Source organism: Bacillus cereus group sp. MYBKT111-2 (genome assembly GCF_051915205.1).
Taxonomy (GTDB): Bacteria; Bacillota; Bacilli; order Bacillales; family Bacillaceae_G; genus Bacillus_A; species Bacillus_A paranthracis.
Genome location: NZ_JBQAEG010000001.1, coordinates 200517 through 222936 on the forward strand (window position 1 = coordinate 200517; position 22420 = coordinate 222936).

A 22420-nucleotide genomic window follows, 5' to 3' on the forward strand; every position below is an offset into this window, starting at 1 on the left:
GCTTACACTGTTTCTTCTTTTTTCAACAGCTCGTCTACTTCGTCTTCTAACTCAATTAGTTTATCCCAATCATCGTTGTTTAACATTTCAAGCTGTGTTTCTAATAACATACGGAAACGAGTGCGGAATACTTTCGCTTGTTTCTTTAGCTCTTCAATATCAAAAGCAACTTTTCTTGATTTTACTAAAGCTTCGTTAATAATACGGTCTGCATTCTTTTCAGCTTCACGTACAATTAATTTCGCTTCTTTTTGGGCATTACGTTTTACTTCTTCCGCTGCTTCTTGTGCAACAACGATAGATTTGTTTAACGTATCTTCAATATTAGAGAAATGATCTAACTTCCCTTCTAATTGCGCAACTTGTTCTTCTAAAGCTTTTTTCTCACGAATGACTAATTCATAATCTTTGATAATTTGATCAAGAAACTCATTTACTTGATCCTCATCATAGCCACGGAATCCGCGACCAAATTCTTTGTTATGAATATCTAATGGTGTTAACGGCACAACGCCACCTCCAAGTAGTTATCTAAATTTCCTCTTTCAATTATATCTTTTCTTCGACAAAATAGGAGGATTTCCTTCTAAAAAACCAATCATTTTAGTATACCATACAAAATTCTCCATTTGTCGCGCTTTGTTCTACCTTCTACAGAAAACAATTTACTGCGTCCATATCCTCTCACTGAAAAAACATCTCCTGGATAACATTCATAAGAGGTTTGCTCCACTGTTTTCCAATTCACTTTTACTAAACCATTTTTTATGAAAGGTTGTACTTTTTGCCTAGATATATGTAACATTTCAGCTAACATAACATCTAAACGAAGTGAAGAAACCGTTCCGGATTTCTCCCCCCACGTTTCTTGTATCTGTAGAATTTTTTCTCCTTGCACTGGTGATAAGGAGACTTTCACTTTTCCTATAGATTGTAAGTTCATCTCAATATAAGATACAACTTCTTTCGCGACTACAATTTGGGCACGATCTTCTTGAAGCAAAATATCACCACATTTTTCTCTCGTTAAACCAAGAGACATAAATGTACCTAATATTTGCCTATGCTCTAGCGTATAAAACTTGGAAGGATAGTCAATTTCCAATACTTCTACTTGAAATTCCTCTTCATTTATTACTAGATAGTCCGGATAAATGAGTGCTCTTTTGCGCTCTGCTTGAGACGTTGCACCATCAAATTGTACAGCAACATCCCCTTGGCCTATTACCATAGTAACAATTTGTTGTTGCCTTGGATCAAGGAAATCTGTTAATTTCACTTGATGGTACTCCGCTGCTCGCTTCCACTCTAACACTTTATCCACAAAGACCACTTCATCAGGTCTAAAATGCTCGTAGATGCTCATACATATAACCTCTTACTATAAGAAATAGCCGAATAAACTTATTAAACCATTTGTCGCAAGTCTTAAAGCAAAGATCGCAACGAGTGGCGAAATATCAATCATACCAAGCGGCGGAATAAATCTGCGAAATGGTTCTAAATATGGTTCACAAATACGCGCAAGAAAATCTCCGAAAGTTGATTCCTTTGCACCTGGGAACCATGATAGGAGAATGTAAATAATAAGTGCCCACGAGTAAATCTCGATAGCATAAACTAAAAGCCTTAAAACTGTTTCCATGGCGTATTACCACCTCTTTATATTTGTTTCTTCTTCTTCACCGAATAACTCTGAAATTGCACCAACAATATCTACATTTTCAGGCGTACACATAAATGTTTTCGGTCCTATTTTTTGAATGTCCCCGCCTATAGCGTATACAGTACCACTTAAAAAGTCAACGATACGTACAGCTTGATCAGTAGACATTCGTTGTAAATTAATTACAACAGCTCGTCTACCTTTTAAATGATCCGCAATCCCTTGCGCTTCTGAATATGTGCGTGGTTCTAATAAAACAACTTTTGAAGATTGCTTTGCTGTTTCAATGCTCACAACATTTTGTTTCGGTTGCGCTTTTGGAAACGTAACATCTTGTTGTTCTGGCGGATCTTGCTGCTTCTTCATGTCTGTTTGCTCCTTTTCATAACTATATTGAGCTGCTTCTTTTTCTTCCGGTGTATCAAAAAAGAAGTATTTTACTTTTGACCAACTCATAATAAGATTCTCCTTCCTTTTACGCTTTTCCTACTAAAATCGTCCCCAAACGAATATATGTAGCTCCTTCTTCAATTGCAATCGTGTAATCATTAGACATTCCCATTGATAATTCTTTGCATGGCGCATGTAGTAATTCTAGCTCCTGCACCTCTGTTTGTAGCATACGTAACTCCTTAAAACAGCGTCTGATTTCTTCCTCTTCCCCTGTAAATGGAGCCATTGTCATTAGTCCAACCACTTCAATCTTATCCAATTCTTGCAAACTTTGAATAAAAGAAACGGTTTCTTCTATTGCCAATCCTTGTTTTGATTCTTCAGATGATGTTTTCACTTGAACAAAACATTTCACTTTCTTATCCGCACGTTTTTGAATTTCTTTTGCAAGTGAAAGACGATCTAACGAATGTAAATAATCGATTTCATTAATAATTTCTTTTACTTTTCTCGTTTGTAATGATCCAATAAAATGCCAATTCACTTTTGAACCGAAATGTTCGTACTTCGGTAAGAAACCTTCATTTCTATTTTCACCTAAATCGATAATTCCTGCTTCAATTACTTCGTTTGTTTTTTCAATTCCTACCGTTTTTGTAACTGCAACGAGTTTAATTTCTTGTAACGAACGTCCCGCTCGTGCGCAAGATTGTTTAATTGCTTCGTTTACAGTTGTTAAATTTTTTTGTACTGTCACTTGTTTTCTTCCTCCTTAAAACCTATGAAACTCAACATTCTCCCTGTCTTACCTTGATCACGACGATGAGAGAAGAATAGTTGTTCTTCACAGCTTGTACAAAGAGATGACATTACAATATTCTCTTCTTTTATGCCTGCTTGTACACATAATATACGATTAACTTCTTTTAAATTAATTGCGTACTGCCCATCAGAAATTTTTTTATAAGGAACAGAACCATTTACTACTTGCTCTGCAGCTGTTAACACTCGATCATCAACAACATAACAACAAGATCCAATTGCTGGTCCAATTGCAACATGAATTTCATCACTTGAAATTCCTTCAACATTCCACTTTTGAATCATTTCCTTTGCAATTTCTTTTACAGTCCCTTTCCATCCAGCATGCGCAAGTCCTATCATACCATGTGATGGCGCATAAAAATAGAGTGGAACACAATCCGCGTAACAAGATGTTAGAAGAACATCATTATTAGTCGTATATATGCCATCTGTTTTTGAAATGCCGTCTTCATATAAATAAACGCCACTTCCTTTTTCCTGTTGTCCTACTTTTTCAACATGATGATCATGAACTTGTTCAGAGCAAATCCAGTTTTCTAATGGTTTTTGTAACTTATTTGCTAAAATGCGTCTATTTTCATGAACGTTCTCGGCAATATCATTCACATGTAATCCTAAATTCATTGCATGAAAGGAGCCCGTACTTACCCCACCATCTTTTGTCGTAAATCCAGCAGTAATGTTTCCAAGTTCTTTCCACGCTTCTAAATACAGTATACCGTCCACATATTTAAATGGTTCTCTCATAACAGCGGCTCCTTTTAATTAAAATAACATAAAAAAGCATGGTACTTCCTGTCTATTTTACCATACTTTTATTTTTTCATAATCCTAACAGAAAAAAAAGAGGAATTTGTAATATTCTTTATGAAATTGTCGGTGTTTGTATTGATTCTGTTACAGAATTAACAGGATTTACTCTAACAAGTATGACATCTTCCCCAATTTTCACAATTTCTTTCCAAGGAATTACAATTTCTACATCTTTCCCAAAAATCCCAAACATACGTGCCTGTTTAGAAATAATAATAGAATCGATCTTCCCTGTGTTCATATCAATTTCAATATCACCAATATTACCCAGCCTTTTTCCGTCTGAAACATTTATTATATCTTTCATCTGCAATTCCGAAATTTGTATCACTTTCATCCTCTCCCTTATATATGACGAATCGAAAAAACATTGTTTCTCAAATGAACAGGAAGCACCCTCTTACCAACTTCATATTATTTTCATTATATGAACACAGCTACCCTACTATGAGCGCAAACAAACTATATGACATATAAAAAGGTTTCACCATAAATGGTGAAACCTTATCCTTGAATTGTCTTATTCATTTGTTTAATAGCTGATTTCTCTAAACGTGACACTTGTGCTTGAGAAATCCCAATTTCTTCTGCAACTTCCATTTGTGTTTTCCCTTGGAAGAAACGTTTACGAATAATCATTTTCTCACGATCATTTAAACGCTTCATTCCTTCTTTTAGTGCTAGCTCTTCAACCCACTGCTCGTCCTTTTGTTTTTCATCACTTAACTGATCCATAACAAAGATAGGATCTCCCCCATCGTTATAAATCGGCTCAAATAATGAAACTGGATCTTGAATTGCATCTAAAGCAAAAACGATTTCTTCATGAGTCACTTCAAGCACTTTTGCAATATCCATTGCTGTTGGTTCTTTTGAATTTTCTGCAATCAACTTTTCTCTTACTTGTAACGCTTTATACGCAATATCTCGTAATGAACGAGATACGCGAATCGGATTGTTATCACGCAAATATCTGCGTATTTCCCCAATAATCATCGGCACAGCATACGTTGAAAATTTTACATTTTGGCCTAAATCAAAATTATCAATGGATTTCATAAGTCCGATGCAACCAACTTGAAATAAATCGTCAACATATTCTCCTCTGTTATTAAATCTTTGGATGACGCTCAGTACAAGACGTAAGTTTCCATTCACTAATTTCTCTCTTGCGCTTATCTCTCCACTTTGCATTTCACGAAATAATTTACGCATTTCATCATTTTTTAGTACGGGAAGTTTAGCTGTATCAACACCGCAAATTTCTACTTTGTTTCTCGTCAAAGTGTTCCCTCCTATCGGGAGTTGCTGTACAGTGTAAAGTATTTCCTTTGAAGGAGATTTTATGCATGCGGTTTTCTCTTCATTTTTCATTTTCGTTGTCCTTCCTCATACAACGAAAGAGAATAAGACCAGCCTACATAACGGCTGGTCTTATTCTTTACACCATTTTATTAAATTCTTTTCGTAATCTTTTTATGATTCTTTTTTCTAAACGCGAAATGTATGACTGTGAAATCCCAAGCATATCCGCTACATCTTTTTGCGTCTTTTCCTCTCCTCCAGCAAGCCCAAACCGAAGTTCCATAATTTGTTTTTCACGATCATTTAATTGATGTAATGCTTTCATTAGAAGATGACGATCAACCGTAGCTTCTAAATCTTTTGTAATAATATCATCGTCTGTCCCTAATACATCTGATAATAAAAGTTCATTCCCGTCCCAATCGATGTTAAGCGGTTCATCAAAAGAAACTTCTGAACGATTTTTATTATTCCGGCGCAAATGCATTAAAATTTCATTTTCTATACAACGTGATGCATATGTTGCTAATTTTATTTTCTTTTCTGGATTAAATGTATTTACCGCTTTAATAAGCCCAATTGTTCCAATGCTAATTAAATCTTCAATATTTATCCCTGTATTTTCAAACTTTCTTGCTATATATACAACTAGCCGTAAATTGCGTTCAATCAGTAACGACCTTGCTGCCTGATCTCCTTTTGGCAATTTATTCAAAAGAACTTCCTCTTCTTCTTTCGTTAACGGTGGTGGTAACGCTTCACTTCCACCAATGTAATAAATTTCATCGGTCTTAATTCCTAATTTCAACAATACTTTATACCAAAGGTATACTAAATAAAATTTTAATTTCATCATATTATCCCGCCTCCCATTATTAAGCAATTACCATTTTTTGCGAAATTAACATTTTCGGATGCACAATACATTGATACTCTCCATTGGTTGACAACTGTTGTGTATTTAATCCAATCAATACTTTATTGACGACAATAGAACTACCTTCATGATAAATTTGTACACTTTCTGGCTTAATTGCCCATAAAAATTGATTCTCTACTCCTACTGCTCGGAAAGGAATTAAGCGTAATTTTGTCGCCCACCCAGAATCATTTTCTGGTATTTGAGGAATCTGTGTTTTGGAATAAATTTGTTCTGTTAACCAAGCTGGTAAACAATGTTCTAACGATGAAATATGCATAATCATAACAGGTGTTTTCGTTAACGGGTCGTAAAGTTGATTCCCACTATCAATTAAACCTGCGAGTTCTAGTTCCTCTTCAGCTAATTGAATTTTCAATTTCACAATTTGATCATAGTGTATTTTTGTAACCTCTACGCTTTCAATACGCTTTTTAGAAAAATAATAAATGACTGGAAAACCAAAAATAACGAACAACCAACTAATTGGGTCACCATAAGAAATTGATTGAGATTGAACCAACCCATTTACCATTTCATTCGTTTGCAAAAAGAAATGAGTGCCCATTAATCCTCCGCCAACCATAAAGGTTACAAAGTAAAAAGTAAAAACAGTTTGTGCATAATTTCTAAATGTTGTAAACCCAAATGCTGTATACACAATAAGTAACGAGTACAGTAGTTTCATAATCGGATGTGTCATCATAGAAGCAAAAGGAGTAAAGGCAAAAATAACAATGGTTGAACCTATCAATGCCCCTAACACAAGCCTCCATCTTTTGATCTTCTTTTTTAACACGGTAGCCGTTAATAAAAGTAAAAGAAAATCAATGCAGGCGTTTAACAACCAAACAACGTCGGCGTAAACAACCAAACAATTCACCTCTTTTTTTAAGTTGAGACTAGTATAATGCATATCCAATAGGAAAGTGTGTCAATTTGCGGAGGTGTTTTTTTGTTATTTTGTGCTTTCTAGACATAATCTGTCGGTAAAAAATAAAAGTATATGTTTCATAGAATGCTATATACTTTTTACTTACATATAAAGTGAAACTTTAATCACCACGCACCAATCATGTTATCCGGCAAATAGCGGAATAGATTAAAATATATAAAATAAAAAAAGACCTGCTTAGGCAGATCTTTTCCCCGTATAAAACAAAAAAGGAGCATAAATGCTCCTTTTCTTTTATCGTCTACGACGATTACGTAAGAATGCTGGAATATCGATATCATCTGAATCTGAATGACGCTCATGTACAACTGGCTCTTCACGCTTCATTTCACGTTTTACTTCACGTTGTTTTGGTGGTTGAGCTACTGGCTGTTGCTGTTGTTGCGTGTGATTCACATTCGGACGGATAATTGGTTTTGGTGGTTGAGTTGCAATTGTATCATCAAAACCAGTTGCAATTACAGTTACAACGATATCATCTTTTAATCCTTCATTAATAACCGAACCGAAGATCATATTTACTTCTGGATCTGAAGCTGAAGCTACAATATCTGCCGCTTCTTGTACTTCATATAAGCTTAAGTTAGCTCCACCAGTAATATTCATGATAACACCTTGAGCTCCATCAATAGATGTTTCTAATAATGGACTAGAAATCGCTTTTTTCGCAGCTTCAGCAGCACGATTTTCTCCATTACCAGAACCAATACCCATTAAAGCAGAACCTCTATTAGACATAATTGTTTTTACGTCTGCGAAGTCTAAGTTAATTAAACCTGGTGTTGCGATTAAATCAGAAATACCTTGAACACCTTGACGTAATACGTTATCCGCTTCACGGAATGCCTCTAACATTGGCGTGTTTTTATCAACAATCTCTAATAAGCGATCGTTTGGAATTACAATAAGTGTATCTACATTTTCTTTAAATGCTGCAATACCAGATGCCGCTTGTGTTGCACGCTTACGTCCTTCAAATGTAAATGGACGTGTTACAACACCAACTGTTAATGCACCTAATTCTTTTGCCACTTGAGCAACAACTGGCGCTGCACCAGTTCCAGTTCCGCCGCCCATACCAGCAGTTACGAATACCATATCAGCACCACGAAGTGCTTCTTGGATCTGTTCTTTACTTTCTTCTGCAGCTTTTTTCCCTACTTCAGGGTTTGCACCTGCACCAAGTCCACGTGTTAATTTTCCACCAATTTGCATTTTTGTTTCAGCTTTTGATAGATTTAATGCTTGTGCATCAGTATTCACAGCGATAAAGTCTACACCTTGTACACCGTGTTCAATCATACGGTTTACAGCATTGTTTCCGCCACCGCCGACACCGATAACTTTTATATTCGCTAATTGATCTTGAGTAGTATCAAACTCTAACATGTCGAAATCCCCCTAGAACCTCATTTTTCGTGTCCAATTTTAATCCCATAAATAACGGAATACACGTTTTACTTTTGACATCATACGGTCATCATTTTGATTATTATTGTTTTGATTACGAGTTTTTTGTTTCGCAGGTTGCTGTTGTACCGGCGCTGGAGCTTGTGCTGGTACTGGTTCAAAATGCTCTTGCTTTTCCTGTACATTTTTCCCACGTAATTTAGCTTTTTGATAAGAATGTTTAATTAATCCTACTCCACTTGTATATTGTGGCTCACGCACACCAATATAATCAGGAGTTGCTATACGAACATTTTCATGTAAAATATCATATGCAAGATCAAGGACACCTGGCATAGAAGCAATTCCACCAGTTAGTACATAACCAGAAGCTACTTGCTTTACTCCTAACTTACGCACTTCATCTTGAACAAACATTAAAATTTCCTCTACACGAGCCTCTATTATATCCGATAATTCCAACTGAGAATATTGTTCTGTTTGGTCGCTTCCCATAATAGGAACCGTAAACATCTCTTCTTCAGATGCTGTATCATAAAAAGCATGTCCATATTTCAACTTAATTTGATCTGCATTTTCTGTTGAAGTTTTCAACCCAATTGCAATATCCTTCGTTATATGGTCTCCACCTAATGGTAATACGCTCGTCGCTTGTAACTCTCCATCTTTAAAAATAGATAAAGTTGTAGATCCTCCGCCCATATCAACAAGGGCTACTCCTCTATTTTTTTCATCCGAAGATATAGCAACTGTTGCAGCCGCTAAAGGTTGAAGACAAATATCAACAATTTCAAGACCTGCTTTTTCTACACAACGAAGTAGGTTATGTAGTAAAGTTCTCGAGCCTGTAATAAGTGTACCTTCCATTTCTAATCTTACACCGATCATCCCGCGTGGATCGTTAATCTCGTCAAGACCGTCTACAATGAACTGTCGAGGTACCACATCAATAAACTCACGTTCTGGAGCAATTGACACAACTTGTGCTGCATCTAGAACGCGTAAGACATCTTCATTCCCGATTTCACGATCTTCATTTGAAACAGCGACTACTCCGTGACAAGGAAGTAGCTGTACCTGGTTTGCATTGACACCCACTACAACTTGCTCAATGTGGATTCCCACCATGCGCTCAGCTTGTTCAATTGCTTTTTTAATTGATCGAACAGTCTCGTCTATATCAACTATCGATCCCTTCTTTAAACCATTTGATTTTACATTTCCAACACCAATAATGTTTAAGCTGTCATTAACCATTTCACCAATGATGACTTTAACATTGGATGTACCGATGTCAAGACTAACATATATTTCATTGCTGTTCATTCTTTGGCACCTCCTTCTTTATTTATACCATACAACTCAATATATGGAACAACAATCGCAACTTTACTATTTATAAGAAAAATATTCAACGTCTTTATACGTTTCCCTTTTTTAACCCTATATTTTTCTTATTTTTATTTAACATTCATTTAAGAATATCGCAGTAAACTGTGAATAACTGCTTATCTTGAAATAATTCCATTTCAAGTGTAAAGATTACCGCCAAGTATAAGTCTACACTAAGATGTACTCATAGAAAAGTGAAACTTGTACCAATCCTAGTATGAATCTAAGAATTTTTACATCTTTTTCATCAAATGAACCATTCTTGTAAATTCAGGCACATCCAATAGAACGTTTGTTTCGTTTTTCTACAATAACGTAGCGAACACTATCTTTCTATTCTTTTTTTTCTTCCGCCCCTAATTCTTTCGTATATGCCCCTACTTCTAAGTCAATTAATACCTTTTTACCCGGCTCAATTGTTTTTAAGATAAGTGGATAAGCTTCCATACGTTTTGCGAAATTTTGAATCGTAGTGCTCACTTCATACCCTTCATTCATATATAGAGTAAGGTGGTCTTCATTCGCATTCGTCGGTGAATAACGAATTTCAGAAATAGACCTTAAAATAGTTGGGGTTAATTTTTCAAGCTCAGCAATTAACTCCTTCATTTTTTCCTCTTTAAAAGGTTCAAAAATTGGCGCTGCTACAGGAAGTTTTCCGTTCGGGAGTACATCAAGTGTTTTCCCATTCTCTAATAACGGTTGTAATTTCCCTTCTTTGTTTATATAACCAATCGTTAAATATTCTTCAATATGAACGTCAATTTTATTTGGAAAACGTTTCTTTACATTTACTGCTTTAATTTCTTTTCGTTTCGTTAAATTTTCTTCAGCTTTATGTGCTGTCACCCGGAAATAACTTGTATCATACGTCACACCTGATTCCTTCATCACTTGTTCATCTGTCATATAATGATTTCCAAACACACTTATCTTTTTTATATTGCTAAGCGGAGACCGAAAATAAATTAAAAAGAGAACTAATAGAAATAAAATTGATATGTATAAAATCAACCGATGATTAACATTTTTCTTCTTTTTTTTCTGTTGATTTTTTAACTTTGGTACACGATCCTGTAGTTTAATTACTTTACTATTTTTCATGTACGATCCCCCTACGTAACATAAAGAACGGCATGTTCCTCATGCCGTTCTTATCTTCTTATTATAACATAAATGATAATGAGCGGAACGAATAACCGTTATCTTCCAATGATTTCTACTTCTGTATGCATTTCTACGCCAAATCCATCCTTAATTGTTTGTTTTATTAATGCAATTAAAGATAAGACATCTTGCGCGCTGGCTCCCCCAGTATTAATAATAAAATTCCCATGCATTTCAGAAATTTGAGCTCCACCTATTTGATAACCACGAAGCCCCGCCTTTTCTATTAAATCTCCTGCAAAGTATGGAGTTGGATTCCGAAACACACTTCCTGCGCACGGATGATTCCATGGCTGTGTTTCACGACGGTAATCTTTATTCTTTTGCATAACACTTACAATTCTCTCACGCTCACCTATTTGTAATTGAAACTCAGCCTCCAAAACAATACCAGGACGTTTCGTTTGCAATACAGATGTACGATAGGAAAACTCCATTTCTCCATGCGTTAACCAGTCAATTGTTCCATCTTCAAACAAAATAAGAGCTTTTGATAATATGTTTGATATATCCGAATTATGTGCTCCTGCATTCATATACACTGCACCGCCAACACTTCCTGGAATACCACTTGCGAACTCCAGACCGGCTAACCCTTGCCGACTAAGTAAAGTTGATAATTTAATTAGGGGATACCCACCACCAACTCTTACTCTATGTTTTTCGACTTCTAAGTGGTCTAATCCTTCTCCTAAACGAATAACGACACCTTCTATACCTAGATCAGATACAAGAAGGTTCGAACCGCGACCAATTACAGTCCACTTTGTTTTATATTTCTTTACTAACTGCAACGTTTTTTCAATACCGGCAACATGCCTTGGCACAATTAAAATATCAGCTGGTCCACCTATTTTCATAGTTGTATAACGTGCTAACGGTTCATCCACTAACACGCGACCAACATTTGCTTCTATAAGCTCATTTACTAATTGCTCCATAAACAATCTCCCCCATACTAAGCATCCTTATTACAGTAGTATGCAGGGCGTTCACCTAACGTTATTTTTTTACAAGCTTATTCATTACTTCATACAACTTATTTGCTGCATCTGGAATACCTAATTGCCCAGCAGCAAGCTTCATATTTTGTAATGTTTGTGCATCTAATAAAATCTCGTCAATATCACGAATAAGTGTTTCAGCTGTTAAATCTTTTTCAAGCAACATTTTTGCTGCTCCTTTATCGACAACAGAACGTGCATTTTTTTCCTGATGGTTATTTGTTACATAAGGACTCGGAATTAACACACTTGGCTTACCTAACGCTGTTAATTCTGCAAGTGTTGTTGCTCCAGCTCTTGAGACAACAAGGTCTACACCTGTAAGTACTTCTGGCATATTATGAATGAAAGGTTTAATAATAACATTATTCGGGTTCCCTTTTTGCTTCACTGCATCCATCACTTTGTCGTAATGAACTTCACCTGTTACATACAATATTTCGTAACTTTTATTTCCAAACTGTTCAATTGCCTCTACGAAAGCATCGTTAATTGGTCTAGCCCCACGGCTGCCACCAAAAATAAGCACGGATTTTTTAGGAAGAGATAAACCTACTGAACGTTTTCCTTTCATTCCATTTTGATCCATTACTTCTGACGCTCGTGGGTTTCCTGTCATGACCACTTTTGACTGCGGAAAATGTTCTGCTGCCGCTTCAAAACAAACTGCAACTTTATCAACATAGCGGCTTAAAAATTTATTCGTTACACCAGGTACACTATTTTGTTCATGTACAATAGTTGGAATACCTAATTTTGCCGCAGCATATACAACAGGTCCACATACATATCCACCTGTTCCAATTACAATATCTGGATTGAAACGACGAATATATCGTTTACTATCTTGTACACCTTTTAGAAAACGCATCACCGTTTTCACGTTATCTAACGATATTTTACGTTTAAATCCACTTATAACAATAGATTGAAACGGTATACCTGCTTTTGGCACGATTGTGCTCTCTAATCCATTCTCCGTACCAATATATAAAAACCTTGCTTCCGGATTTAATTTTTTTATTTCTCTTATTAAAGCAAGAGCCGGATAAATATGACCTCCAGTGCCCCCACCACTTACTAATACACGCACTACTAACTCCTCCGCTTCTCTTTTTCTTATTACAGTCGTATTTATTTCTATATACATATTGTTTCTTCGTACACATACGAAAAACCCTGTCTTATAAAACAGGGTTTAGTAGCGAGAATGGCGACTTATATTTAATAATACACCTACTGCCATTAACATTAATGTCAAACTTGATCCACCATAACTTAAAAACGGCAAAGTAATACCCGTAACAGGCATCAATCCTGTTACAACACCAACATTAATCATTACTTGAATCGCAATCATCGCCACAATACCTACTGCTAAAAACGTACCATATAAATCTGGCGCTCCTAAAGCTATACGAATCCCACGCCATAATAATAGACTAAATAATAATAACACAAATGAACCACCAATAAAACCTAATTCCTCGGATAAGATTGCAAATATAAAGTCTGTTTGCGGTTCAGGTAAATAAAGAAACTTTTGTCTACTTTGTCCAAGTCCAAGCCCGAATAATCCACCTGGTCCAATTGCGAGTAACGATTGAATAATTTGAAATCCACTTCCAAGCGGATCTGACCACGGGTCTAAATATGATGTAATACGTTTCATCCGATACGGTGCTGATGCAATTAGCCCTACAAATCCTGCTACACCAAGCAAACCAAACATTGCAAAGTGAAAGACTCTTGCTCCTGAGATAAATATCATAATGATACATGTCCCAACCATTACCGTCCCTGTACCAAGGTCGGGCTGTAACATAATCATTCCGAAAGCAAGAAATACAAAACCTAAAGCTGGTAGTAAACCACGTTTAAAAGAGGTAATTAATTTTTGTCGTTCTGCTAAAAATTTCGCTAAGAAAATAATCATCGCAAACTTCATAAATTCGGACGGTTGAATGGAAAATGCCCCGATTCCAATCCAACTTCGCGCTCCTCCTCGAACAAGACCTACTCCAGGAATAAGAACGAGAATAAGAAGAATGAAGCAAACTAGCAAAATTACTTTTGAATACGTACGCCACACCCAATAATCAATTTTCATAATAAAAAACATAGCCACTACACCAAGACCTGCGAATAGCAATTGCCTTTTTGCAAAAAAGAATGAGTCCCCCATTTTATAAGAGGCCCAAACCGCACTCGCACTATAAACCATAATCATTCCGATTGTTAACAACGCAAGTGTAACGATGATGAGAATAAAATCAGGCGTTTTCTTCATTACCCATAAACACCACCTCTTTAGGCAGAAACTTTTGCCCTATGTAACAAAACATCAGTAGGTGTTAGCCTACTGATGTTTTGATTTACTTTATATAAGTTTATGCACAGCTTGTATAAAAATGTCTCCTCTTTCTTCAAATGTTTTAAATTGATCCCAGCTTGCACATGCTGGAGAAAGAAGAATTACATCGCCATCTGTAGAATGAGCATAAGCTTTCACTACAGCTTCATCTAAAGTATCGACACTTTCAATTGTATCTAATCCCGCTTTTTCTGCAGCTCTTACTAATTTTGGAGCTGTTTGTCCAAATGTTACAATCGCTTTAACATTTTTGAAATACGGAATTAAATCATCGAATTCATTTCCACGATCTAGCCCACCTGCTAATAACACAGTCGGTTGTGTAAACGCAGATAAAGCTTTCTCTGTCGCTAACATATTCGTTGCTTTTGAGTCATTATAAAACTTACGGTTGTTTATAGTTGTTACGTATTCTAAACGATGTTTTACACCTGTAAAACGTTTTAAAACTGCCGTAATCGCTTCATTAGAAACACCCAATAATTTTGAGATACTCATCGCTGCTAAAATATTTTCTAAATTATGTTGACCAGGTAAAACGATATCGCCTACTTCAACAACTTTTTTACCTTTAAAATAAAGAGCATTATCTTTTATACACGCACCATCTTCAATTTCTTTCGTTGTTGAGAACAGTACTTTTTGACCTTTACTATAAGCAGATAAAGCCATCACATCTGCATCATCTGCATTTATTACACTATAATCATTTTCTGTTTGGTTTTTAAAAATATTCGCTTTTGCTAAACCATATTCTTTCTTCGTCCCATGATAATCTAAGTGGGCCTCAAATAAATTTAAAAACGCAGCAATTTTAGGTTGGAACAATTCTACTCCCATCAATTGGAACGATGAAAGTTCTGTAACTACAACTTCATTTTCTTTCGCATCCTGTGCAACTTCACACGCTACAGTTCCAATATTCCCTGCAATTACGGGATGCTTTTGTCCTTCTTTTAGCATTTCAAATGTAAGCATTGTCGTCGTCGTTTTACCGTTAGACCCCGTAATCCCAACAAATGGTGCTTCTGAAATACGATATGCTAATTCAACTTCCGTAACAATTGGAATTTGCTTTTCTTTCGCAGCAACTAATATTGGATTAGAATACGGGATTCCTGGATTTTTTACTACAAGAGAAATATTTCTCTCTAATAATTCTAAAGGATGACCACCACATACAACATCCATTCCTTTTGCTTGTAATTCTGCAGCAAGTACATTCTCTGCTAAAGGCTTTCCGTCATTTACAATAACATTTGCCCCTAACTTTTGTAACAATGTAGCTGCTGCATAACCACTTTTTGCAATGCCTAATACAAGAATATTTTTATTTTGAAATTCAGTTACAGTTTTCAATTACATCCACACCCCGATATAAATTCCTAACACAGCTAATAAAAATCCTACAGACCAAAACGTCACAACAACACGCCATTCTGACCAACCACATAATTCATAATGATGGTGTAATGGACTCATTTTAAAGACACGTTTTCCTGTTGTTTTAAACGAAATAACCTGAATAATAACCGATAAAGTTTCCATTACGAATACTCCGCCAATGATTACAAGTAGCAATTCTTGTTTTAATAAAATTGCTACAGCTGCAATGGCTCCACCTAAAGCTAATGAACCTGTATCTCCCATAAACACTTTTGCTGGATTCGCATTGAATACTAAAAATCCAAGTACAGCTCCTACAACTGCCATACAGAATATCGCTACTCCAAATTGCTCTTGTGCCACAGCAATAATACTAAATGCTCCAAATGCAATAGCAGCTGTTCCTGATAATAAACCATCTAAACCGTCAGTTAAGTTAACTGCATTTGATCCACCAATAAGCATAAATAGTACAAGTACAAAATACGCCCAACCTAATTCAAACTTAACATCCGTTCCCGGAATCATGATGTATGTGTGGAACGCTTGCCCTTTTCCAATTAAAAAGAACGCAATAGCAATAACAAGCTGACCTACTAATTTTTGTTTTGATGTTAAACCAAGATTTCTCTTCTTAACTACCTTTATGTAGTCATCTAAAAATCCAATCAATCCGTAACCAAATGTCACTAATAGTAATAACGATACCTCTGCACCTAAATGATTAAACTTAATCGCCATAATAAGTGAAGTTACCATCATAGATACGTATATGACGATACCACCCATTGTCGGTGTCCCTGATTTTTTTTGATGTGATTTTGGTCCCTCATCACGAATACTCTGTCCGAACTTTAATTTTCTTAAAAATGGAATAAACAATGGCGAAAGGGCAACAGAAATTAAGAATGCTACCCCAGCCGTTACTAATAAACCTTGCTCAAGCACATGTAGTCCTCCTCTCACGTTGTTACTCTTCGTTGTTTAAACGCTCTGTAATTGCTTCTTTAGCGATTTCACGATCATCAAAATGATGAACATCTTTACCAATAATTTGATATGTTTCATGACCCTTACCAGCAATAATGATAATATCTTCAGCTTTTGCGTTAGCAATTGCATGGTATATCGCTTCTTTTCTATCAATAATCACTTCATAATTATTTCCATTTGCACCATGTACCATATCATCTAAAATAGCTCCTGGCTCTTCACTTCTTGGATTATCTGAAGTGTAAATGGCGTGAGTTGCATATCGTGTTGCAACACTTGCCATGATTGGTCTCTTCGTTCTATCTCTATCACCGCCGCAACCGACGATGCAATATACGTCACCTTTTGCAAACTGTTTTGCTGTTTTTAATACATTTTCTAAGCTATCTGGTGTATGTGCATAATCAACAATAACTGTATAATTTTGTCCACCATCAACTACTTCAAAACGTCCTGGAACTCCAGCTAGTTCCTTTATTACATCAATGATTGTTTCTAAACTTACACCAGAAACAAGTCCTGCCGCTGTCGCAGCTAGTACGTTATATACATTAAATTTCCCAATTAATTTCATCGTAACATTTACACTCTCATACGGTGTTACAAGCGTAAATGTAGTGCCACCACTTGTCATAACGATATCTTTTGCCATAACATCACTTGTTGTATCAATTCCATACGTTACAACAGTTGCTGCAGTACTTCTCATATATTCCGCTGTTACAGCATCATCGTTATTCAATACCGCGTATTTTTCACGATTATGATTATAACTATTGCCAAGTTGCGCAAATAGCAACCCTTTTGCATGTTTATATTCTTCCATCGTTTTATGATAGTCTAAATGATCTTGTGTTAAATTTGTAAACACTGCGACATCGTAATCACATCCGTGTACACGGCCAAGATCTAAAGCATGTGACGAAACTTCCATTACTGTGCTATCCACACCGTGTTCAACCATTTTTGCAAACGTCTGTTGAAGTGTTAGTGCATCTGGTGTTGTATTTTTCACCTCAAATGTTTCATCACCGATTTTCATATTAATCGTTCCAATTAGCCCCGTTTTGTGACCATGTGCGCGCATAATCTCATCCATAATATGCGATGTTGTTGTCTTTCCATTTGTACCTGTAATACCGATTAAATGTAACTTGTGTGTTGGTTGACCATAAAAATAATCAGCTAAAACCGCTAACGAACGAAAAGTATTTTTCACAAGTACAACTGGAACGTCAACATCAATTGGTCTTTCCGCAACAATAGCAGCCGCTCCTTGTGCCGCTGCTTGCTTAGCAAAATCATGGCTATCAACCGTATATCCTTTCATACATACAAATAAGCTTCCTTCTTTCACTTTACGTGAATCAGCTTCTATAGATGTGATTTCTGGATTTTCTTTTGGAACAACTGGAAAATCATGCAAACATGATACAAGTGTATGCAACTTCATTTCACTAAACCCTCTCTACATTGTGTATTTATCTCTTTTATTAATAAGCAACACGTTACCTCCTAATTATGTAAAATAGGAGGTAAGTGCTACTGTGTCTAATAAATAGACCTATTTATAACCGAGACTCTTGCGGTCTCAAATTAAGTAACTCTTCTTATAAAGAACTCACTTCCACCAATTGTACCATAAAACGTACTAGGTTACCTTTAATTCCCGAAGTAAATTCTAATTTTTGAGCCTTCTTTCACTTTAGCTCCTGCTTCTGGGGACTGTTTAATGACTTTCTCTCCATCTCCGCTTATATCAAGCTTCAAATCAACGAGTTGCGTCTGTAAGTCTTTCTTTTTCATACCAATTAAATTTGGAACTTCCACAGTTGGTGTATCGCCCCATTTATATTCTCTCTCAACTTGTTCTTTTCTCGGTTTCACTCCCATAACAGGAAGTGCATCCCGCAGAATATTCCCAACAATTGGAGCTGCTACTACTCCACCAAATTGCGTTACACCTTTCGGATTATCAACAGCAACATATACAACAATTTCCGGATCATCTGCTGGAGCAAAACCGATAAAAGATACGATATAATTATTCTCTAAATATTTACCATCTTTCACTTTTTGGGCTGTACCTGTTTTTCCGCCTACACGATACCCATCAATAAAAGCACCTTTACCAGATCCCTTTGCTACAACATTCTCTAATGCATACCGAACTTTTTCTGAAGTTTCCTTGGAAATAACTTTTCTTTTTTCCACAGGTGTCTTTTTACTTACAACTTGATTGTTTTTCGGATCAATAAATTCTTTAGCTATATACGGTTGATACAATGTTCCACCATTTACAGCTGCTGCTACCGCCGCCACTTGTTGAATTGGCGTAACAGAAACACCTTGACCGAATGAAGTTGTTGCTTGCTCGACTGGACCGACTTTGTCTAAATTAAATAAAATCCCACTACCTTCACCTTGCAGGTCAATTCCGGTTTTTTGTCCAAAGCCAAAATTACGAATGTATTTAAACAATCGATCTTTACCAAGACGATCACCCAGCTCAATAAATCCTGGGTTACAAGAGTTTTGAACTACTTCTAAAAACGTTTGGCTACCATGGCCTCCTGCTTTCCAGCATTTCAATCTTGCTCCACCAACTTCAGCTGCTCCATCATCATAAAACGTATCTTTCTCTAAGTCTACTAAATTTTCATTCAAAGCTGCGGCTAACGTAATGATTTTAAATGTTGAACCAGGTTCATACGTACTCCATACTGGTAAATTTCTATTGTACACTTCTGGAGAAACACTTTGAAAATCTGCCGGATCAAAACTCGGCCGACTCGACATACCTAAAATTTCACCATTTTTCGGATTCATCGCAATCGCAATCATACCATCTGGATTATATGTCGACTCTGCGATATTCATTTCTCTTTCCATAATTCTATTAATACGTGCATCAATTGTTAAGCCTAAATTCAAACCAGCTTCTGGTTTTTTGAAATCATCGCCAACATTAGGCATCCTTTGCCCTTTTGCATCTGCAAAAAAGCGCACATGACCTTCATCACCATTCAGTTCTTTATCATAATATTTTTCTAGTCCCATAAGACCTTGGTTATCACTACCTGCAAACCCTAATACATGTGATAAAAAGTTGCCAAATGGATAGTACCGGATAGAGTCTTCTGCGATATAAACACCTTTCAAACTTAATCCTCTTACCTCTTTCGCCTTATCATGTGATATTTTCCTTCCGCCTTTATCTAACCTTACAATTGATTCTTTTTTTGTAATCCTCTTATAAATCTCATCTTTTTCCACACCTAATACTGCAGCTAACTTCTCTGCAGTCTCTGCTGGTTTTTCAATTTGCCTCGGTACAACAAAGACAGTTGGAGCACTTTTATTCGTGGCAAGTTCCACACCATTTCGGTCTAAAATTTTTCCACGTTCAGGTTCAAAAGTAATATTACGACTCCATGAATCTTTCGCACGATCCGTTAACATATTCCCAAGAAAAAATTGCACATATCCAAGACGAATATCGATGATAGTGAAAATAAGTATACCTGATATGAGTATAAAAATAAGTCGTTTTCTAACTGTTACATTTGATACACGCATATTGGAACAAGCCTCCCTTACGCCTAGCTTGTTCCAATATATGCTTGTACTTATTTAATTAGAACTTCTTCTCTTTTACCATTACGGCTTTTCTGCTTCTTGTTGTGGTTCAAGTGGCGGTACAAGTGTTACACCTAACTCTGTACCAGGTTGCAACAATGTTCCTTCTGGCACACTCTGTTCAGTTACGTATCCTGTACCAGTAGGTTTTAGGTTAAGCTTTAATGTTTTTGCTAAATTCATAACATCACGAAGTGCCCAGCCTTGTATATTTGGCATTGTAGGTTTATCTCCCACTAAGAAGACTCGGTCACCCTTCAATGTTTGTTCAGTCGCTTTCGGTACTTGTTTCTGTACTTTCCCTTCACCTAATACGATTGGGCGAAGTTTTGCTTTATCAATGGCTTTTTTCGCTTCTTCCATCGTTTTTCCCGTTACATCTGGAACAGCAGTTTGCTGCTCTTTCACATATTTCTTCGGATCTTTCACTTCATTAGGCTTAATCTTTAAATACTCTAAACTATTCTTCGTTACATATTTAAAAATATCAGCTAAAGGTTGTGCGCCGCTCTCATCATCTTTCAATTTCGGCTTTTTAACAGCTACATACACAACAAGTTGCGGATTGTCCATAGGTGCCATACCTAAGAATGAGAATATATAATTCTCTCTTCCCGTCATATAGCCTCCTTTTCCATCCGGAATTTGCGCTGTTCCTGTTTTACCACCAACTGAATAGCCATCGACTTTATAAGCAGTTCCTGTTCCTTTCGGCGATGTAACAACGCGTTCTAATAACTGTCTTACTTGCGCTGCTGTCTCTTTTGTAACCGGTTTTCCCACTTCTTCTGGTTTATGTTCTAATTTTACTTCCTCTGTTATCGGATCTACAATTTTATCAATTGTATAAGGTTTCATCATTTTCCCATCGTTCGCAATAGCAGTTGCAGCCTGTACAAGCTGAATTGGTGTTACAGTAGAACCTTGTCCAAAAGCTGTTGTTACTTGCTGTATTTGCTGATCGAATACAATGGTATTTGAACCTTCACCAGGTAAATCAATATTCGTTTTTTCATCTAATCCGAAAGCATGGATATATTTCCGGAAACGGTCTGGACCAAGTTTTTGATCCCCTAAAATAGCAAACGCTACGTTGGAAGAGCGCTCTACCCCTTCATCAAATGTGATAGATCCCCATCCAGCACCGCCATTATGATCTTTTATTTTGCGGTTCCCGACTGGATATGTACCAGACTGATAATAATCTTGTCCCTTATACACACCTTCATTAATAGCTGCTGCTAGCGTGAAAATTTTCATTGTTGATCCAGGTTCAAATGCATTTGCAATTGCGTCATTGAAAAAATATTTAATTTGACGATCATTTGGATCATAACTAGGTTTAGTAGACATCGCTAATATTTTCCCTGTTTTTGGATCCGCAACGATTCCTATTAAGCTTTCTGGTTCATAATGTTTACTCGCTTCTTTCATTGCGTCTTCTAAATAACTTTGAATACGTTGGTCAAGCGTTAAATATACATTTTCTCCATTTTTAGGTGCCTTTACATTCACTTTCCCGCCATCAAGAGATACGCCTCTACGATCGCCTGTATAAGCTACTTCTCCGTTAGAAGCACTTAAATATTTATCTAAGCTTTGTTCTAAACCAAAATAACCTACTGAGGTTCCTTTATCATTTGGTTTTGCATGTCCTATGACGTAAGATGCAAAATCACCGTTTGGATACACTCTTGCATTTTCAGTAATAAATGATATACCTGGCAATTTCAATGCTTCGATTTGTTCCTTCTGTTCTTTTGTCAAATCTTTACCTAGCGTTCCAAATTCAACTTGACTTTTATCTTTTTTATTTAATGTAGCTAAAATCTTCTCTTCATCTTTTCCGAGCACTCCCGCAATTTTCTTTGCAGTATCCTCTTTATTCTCAACAGGCTTCGCACCTTTTAATTCCGCTACAAGTTTATAAGAGTTTGCATCTTGCGCTAACACATGGGAATTTTGATCATAAATCGTCCCACGATTCGCTTCCAGAACTCCTGTTTTACTATGTTTTTGCTGAGCGAGTTTATCCAAATCCTGATTATGCACTGTTCCTGTCGCTTGTATGTAAAAAAATCGGGCTAATAACAGCAAAAAGAGCAGGAGGAATAAAATCATAAAATACCCTGCTCCCTTATTGGTATGAAATTTAGTCATATTTCTCTTCATTTTCCCT

General features: G+C 36.3%; 21 protein-coding genes. All 21 read right to left on the minus strand.

The genetic code is table 11. The features are described from left to right. Positions 1–2: 2 nt before the first annotated feature. On the minus strand, positions 3–509 hold the full coding sequence (gene divIVA / locus ACTFNE_RS00945) for a septum site-determining protein DivIVA (RefSeq protein ID WP_001131612.1): 507 nt from the start codon (positions 507–509) through the stop codon (positions 3–5). Between the two features lie 89 nt (positions 510–598). Then, positions 599–1366 carry an RNA-binding protein gene (locus tag ACTFNE_RS00950; RefSeq protein WP_000029725.1) on the minus strand — a complete coding sequence of 256 codons (768 nt, stop codon included), beginning with the start codon at positions 1364–1366 and terminating at the stop codon, positions 599–601. 15 nt (positions 1367–1381) lie between these two features. After that, positions 1382–1645: a YggT family protein gene (locus tag ACTFNE_RS00955; RefSeq protein ID WP_046198488.1), complete on the minus strand. Its 264-nt coding sequence runs from the start codon at positions 1643–1645 to the stop codon at positions 1382–1384. 6 nt (positions 1646–1651) lie between these two features. Then, positions 1652–2122 (minus strand): cell division protein SepF, encoded by a 471-nt coding sequence (locus tag ACTFNE_RS00960; RefSeq protein ID WP_000119137.1) that lies wholly within the window; start codon positions 2120–2122, stop codon positions 1652–1654. A 19-nt stretch (positions 2123–2141) separates the two neighbouring features. Further along, entirely contained in the window at positions 2142–2816 is a 675-nt protein-coding gene (locus ACTFNE_RS00965; RefSeq protein WP_046198487.1) for a YggS family pyridoxal phosphate-dependent enzyme, read from the minus strand. Further along, the gene (gene pgeF, locus ACTFNE_RS00970) at positions 2813–3631 is read right to left on the minus strand and encodes a peptidoglycan editing factor PgeF (RefSeq protein WP_046198486.1); all 819 of its coding nucleotides are present in this window, start codon (positions 3629–3631) and stop codon (positions 2813–2815) included. Before pgeF ends, ACTFNE_RS00965 begins: the two co-directional genes overlap by 4 nt. A gap of 118 nt (positions 3632–3749) precedes the next feature. Further along, complete coding sequence (locus tag ACTFNE_RS00975; RefSeq protein ID WP_001998116.1) at positions 3750–4034, minus strand: YlmC/YmxH family sporulation protein; 285 nt, start codon at positions 4032–4034, stop codon at positions 3750–3752. A 167-nt stretch (positions 4035–4201) separates the two neighbouring features. Then, entirely contained in the window at positions 4202–4981 is a 780-nt protein-coding gene (sigG, locus tag ACTFNE_RS00980; protein WP_000197753.1) for an RNA polymerase sporulation sigma factor SigG, read from the minus strand. A 157-nt stretch (positions 4982–5138) separates the two neighbouring features. Then, on the minus strand, positions 5139–5858 hold the full coding sequence (gene sigE / locus ACTFNE_RS00985; RefSeq protein WP_000976948.1) for an RNA polymerase sporulation sigma factor SigE: 720 nt from the start codon (positions 5856–5858) through the stop codon (positions 5139–5141). Positions 5859–5877: 19 nt separating this feature from the next. Next, entirely contained in the window at positions 5878–6795 is a 918-nt protein-coding gene (gene spoIIGA / locus ACTFNE_RS00990) for a sigma-E processing peptidase SpoIIGA (RefSeq protein ID WP_000261994.1), read from the minus strand. A 315-nt stretch (positions 6796–7110) separates the two neighbouring features. Continuing rightward, the gene (gene ftsZ, locus ACTFNE_RS00995; protein ID WP_000888991.1) at positions 7111–8265 is read right to left on the minus strand and encodes a cell division protein FtsZ; all 1155 of its coding nucleotides are present in this window, start codon (positions 8263–8265) and stop codon (positions 7111–7113) included. A 39-nt stretch (positions 8266–8304) separates the two neighbouring features. Then, entirely contained in the window at positions 8305–9612 is a 1308-nt protein-coding gene (gene ftsA / locus ACTFNE_RS01000) for a cell division protein FtsA (RefSeq protein ID WP_001087555.1), read from the minus strand. Positions 9613–10011: 399 nt separating this feature from the next. Continuing rightward, complete coding sequence (gene divIB / locus ACTFNE_RS01005) at positions 10012–10782, minus strand: cell division protein DivIB (RefSeq protein ID WP_000798230.1); 771 nt, start codon at positions 10780–10782, stop codon at positions 10012–10014. A gap of 98 nt (positions 10783–10880) precedes the next feature. After that, positions 10881–11786, minus strand: a complete 906-nt coding sequence (murB, locus tag ACTFNE_RS01010; RefSeq protein ID WP_046198485.1) for a UDP-N-acetylmuramate dehydrogenase — start codon at positions 11784–11786, stop codon at positions 10881–10883. A 61-nt stretch (positions 11787–11847) separates the two neighbouring features. Next, positions 11848–12942: an undecaprenyldiphospho-muramoylpentapeptide beta-N-acetylglucosaminyltransferase gene (murG, locus tag ACTFNE_RS01015; protein WP_001265415.1), complete on the minus strand. Its 1095-nt coding sequence runs from the start codon at positions 12940–12942 to the stop codon at positions 11848–11850. A gap of 105 nt (positions 12943–13047) precedes the next feature. After that, entirely contained in the window at positions 13048–14139 is a 1092-nt protein-coding gene (spoVE, locus tag ACTFNE_RS01020; protein ID WP_000753510.1) for a stage V sporulation protein E, read from the minus strand. A 90-nt stretch (positions 14140–14229) separates the two neighbouring features. Continuing rightward, positions 14230–15582, minus strand: a complete 1353-nt coding sequence (gene murD, locus ACTFNE_RS01025) for a UDP-N-acetylmuramoyl-L-alanine--D-glutamate ligase (protein WP_046198484.1) — start codon at positions 15580–15582, stop codon at positions 14230–14232. After that, entirely contained in the window at positions 15583–16557 is a 975-nt protein-coding gene (gene mraY / locus ACTFNE_RS01030) for a phospho-N-acetylmuramoyl-pentapeptide-transferase (RefSeq protein WP_000893058.1), read from the minus strand. It abuts the gene before it with no gap. Positions 16558–16579: 22 nt separating this feature from the next. Then, positions 16580–18055 (minus strand): UDP-N-acetylmuramoyl-L-alanyl-D-glutamate--2,6-diaminopimelate ligase, encoded by a 1476-nt coding sequence (gene murE, locus ACTFNE_RS01035; RefSeq protein WP_000766300.1) that lies wholly within the window; start codon positions 18053–18055, stop codon positions 16580–16582. A 209-nt stretch (positions 18056–18264) separates the two neighbouring features. After that, a complete protein-coding gene (locus ACTFNE_RS01040; protein WP_001266227.1) occupies positions 18265–20181 on the minus strand; it encodes a stage V sporulation protein D in 1917 nt (638 codons plus the stop codon). Between the two features lie 81 nt (positions 20182–20262). Next, the gene (locus ACTFNE_RS01045) at positions 20263–22413 is read right to left on the minus strand and encodes a PASTA domain-containing penicillin-binding protein (protein WP_082112675.1); all 2151 of its coding nucleotides are present in this window, start codon (positions 22411–22413) and stop codon (positions 20263–20265) included. Between the last annotated feature and the right edge of the window lie 7 nt (positions 22414–22420).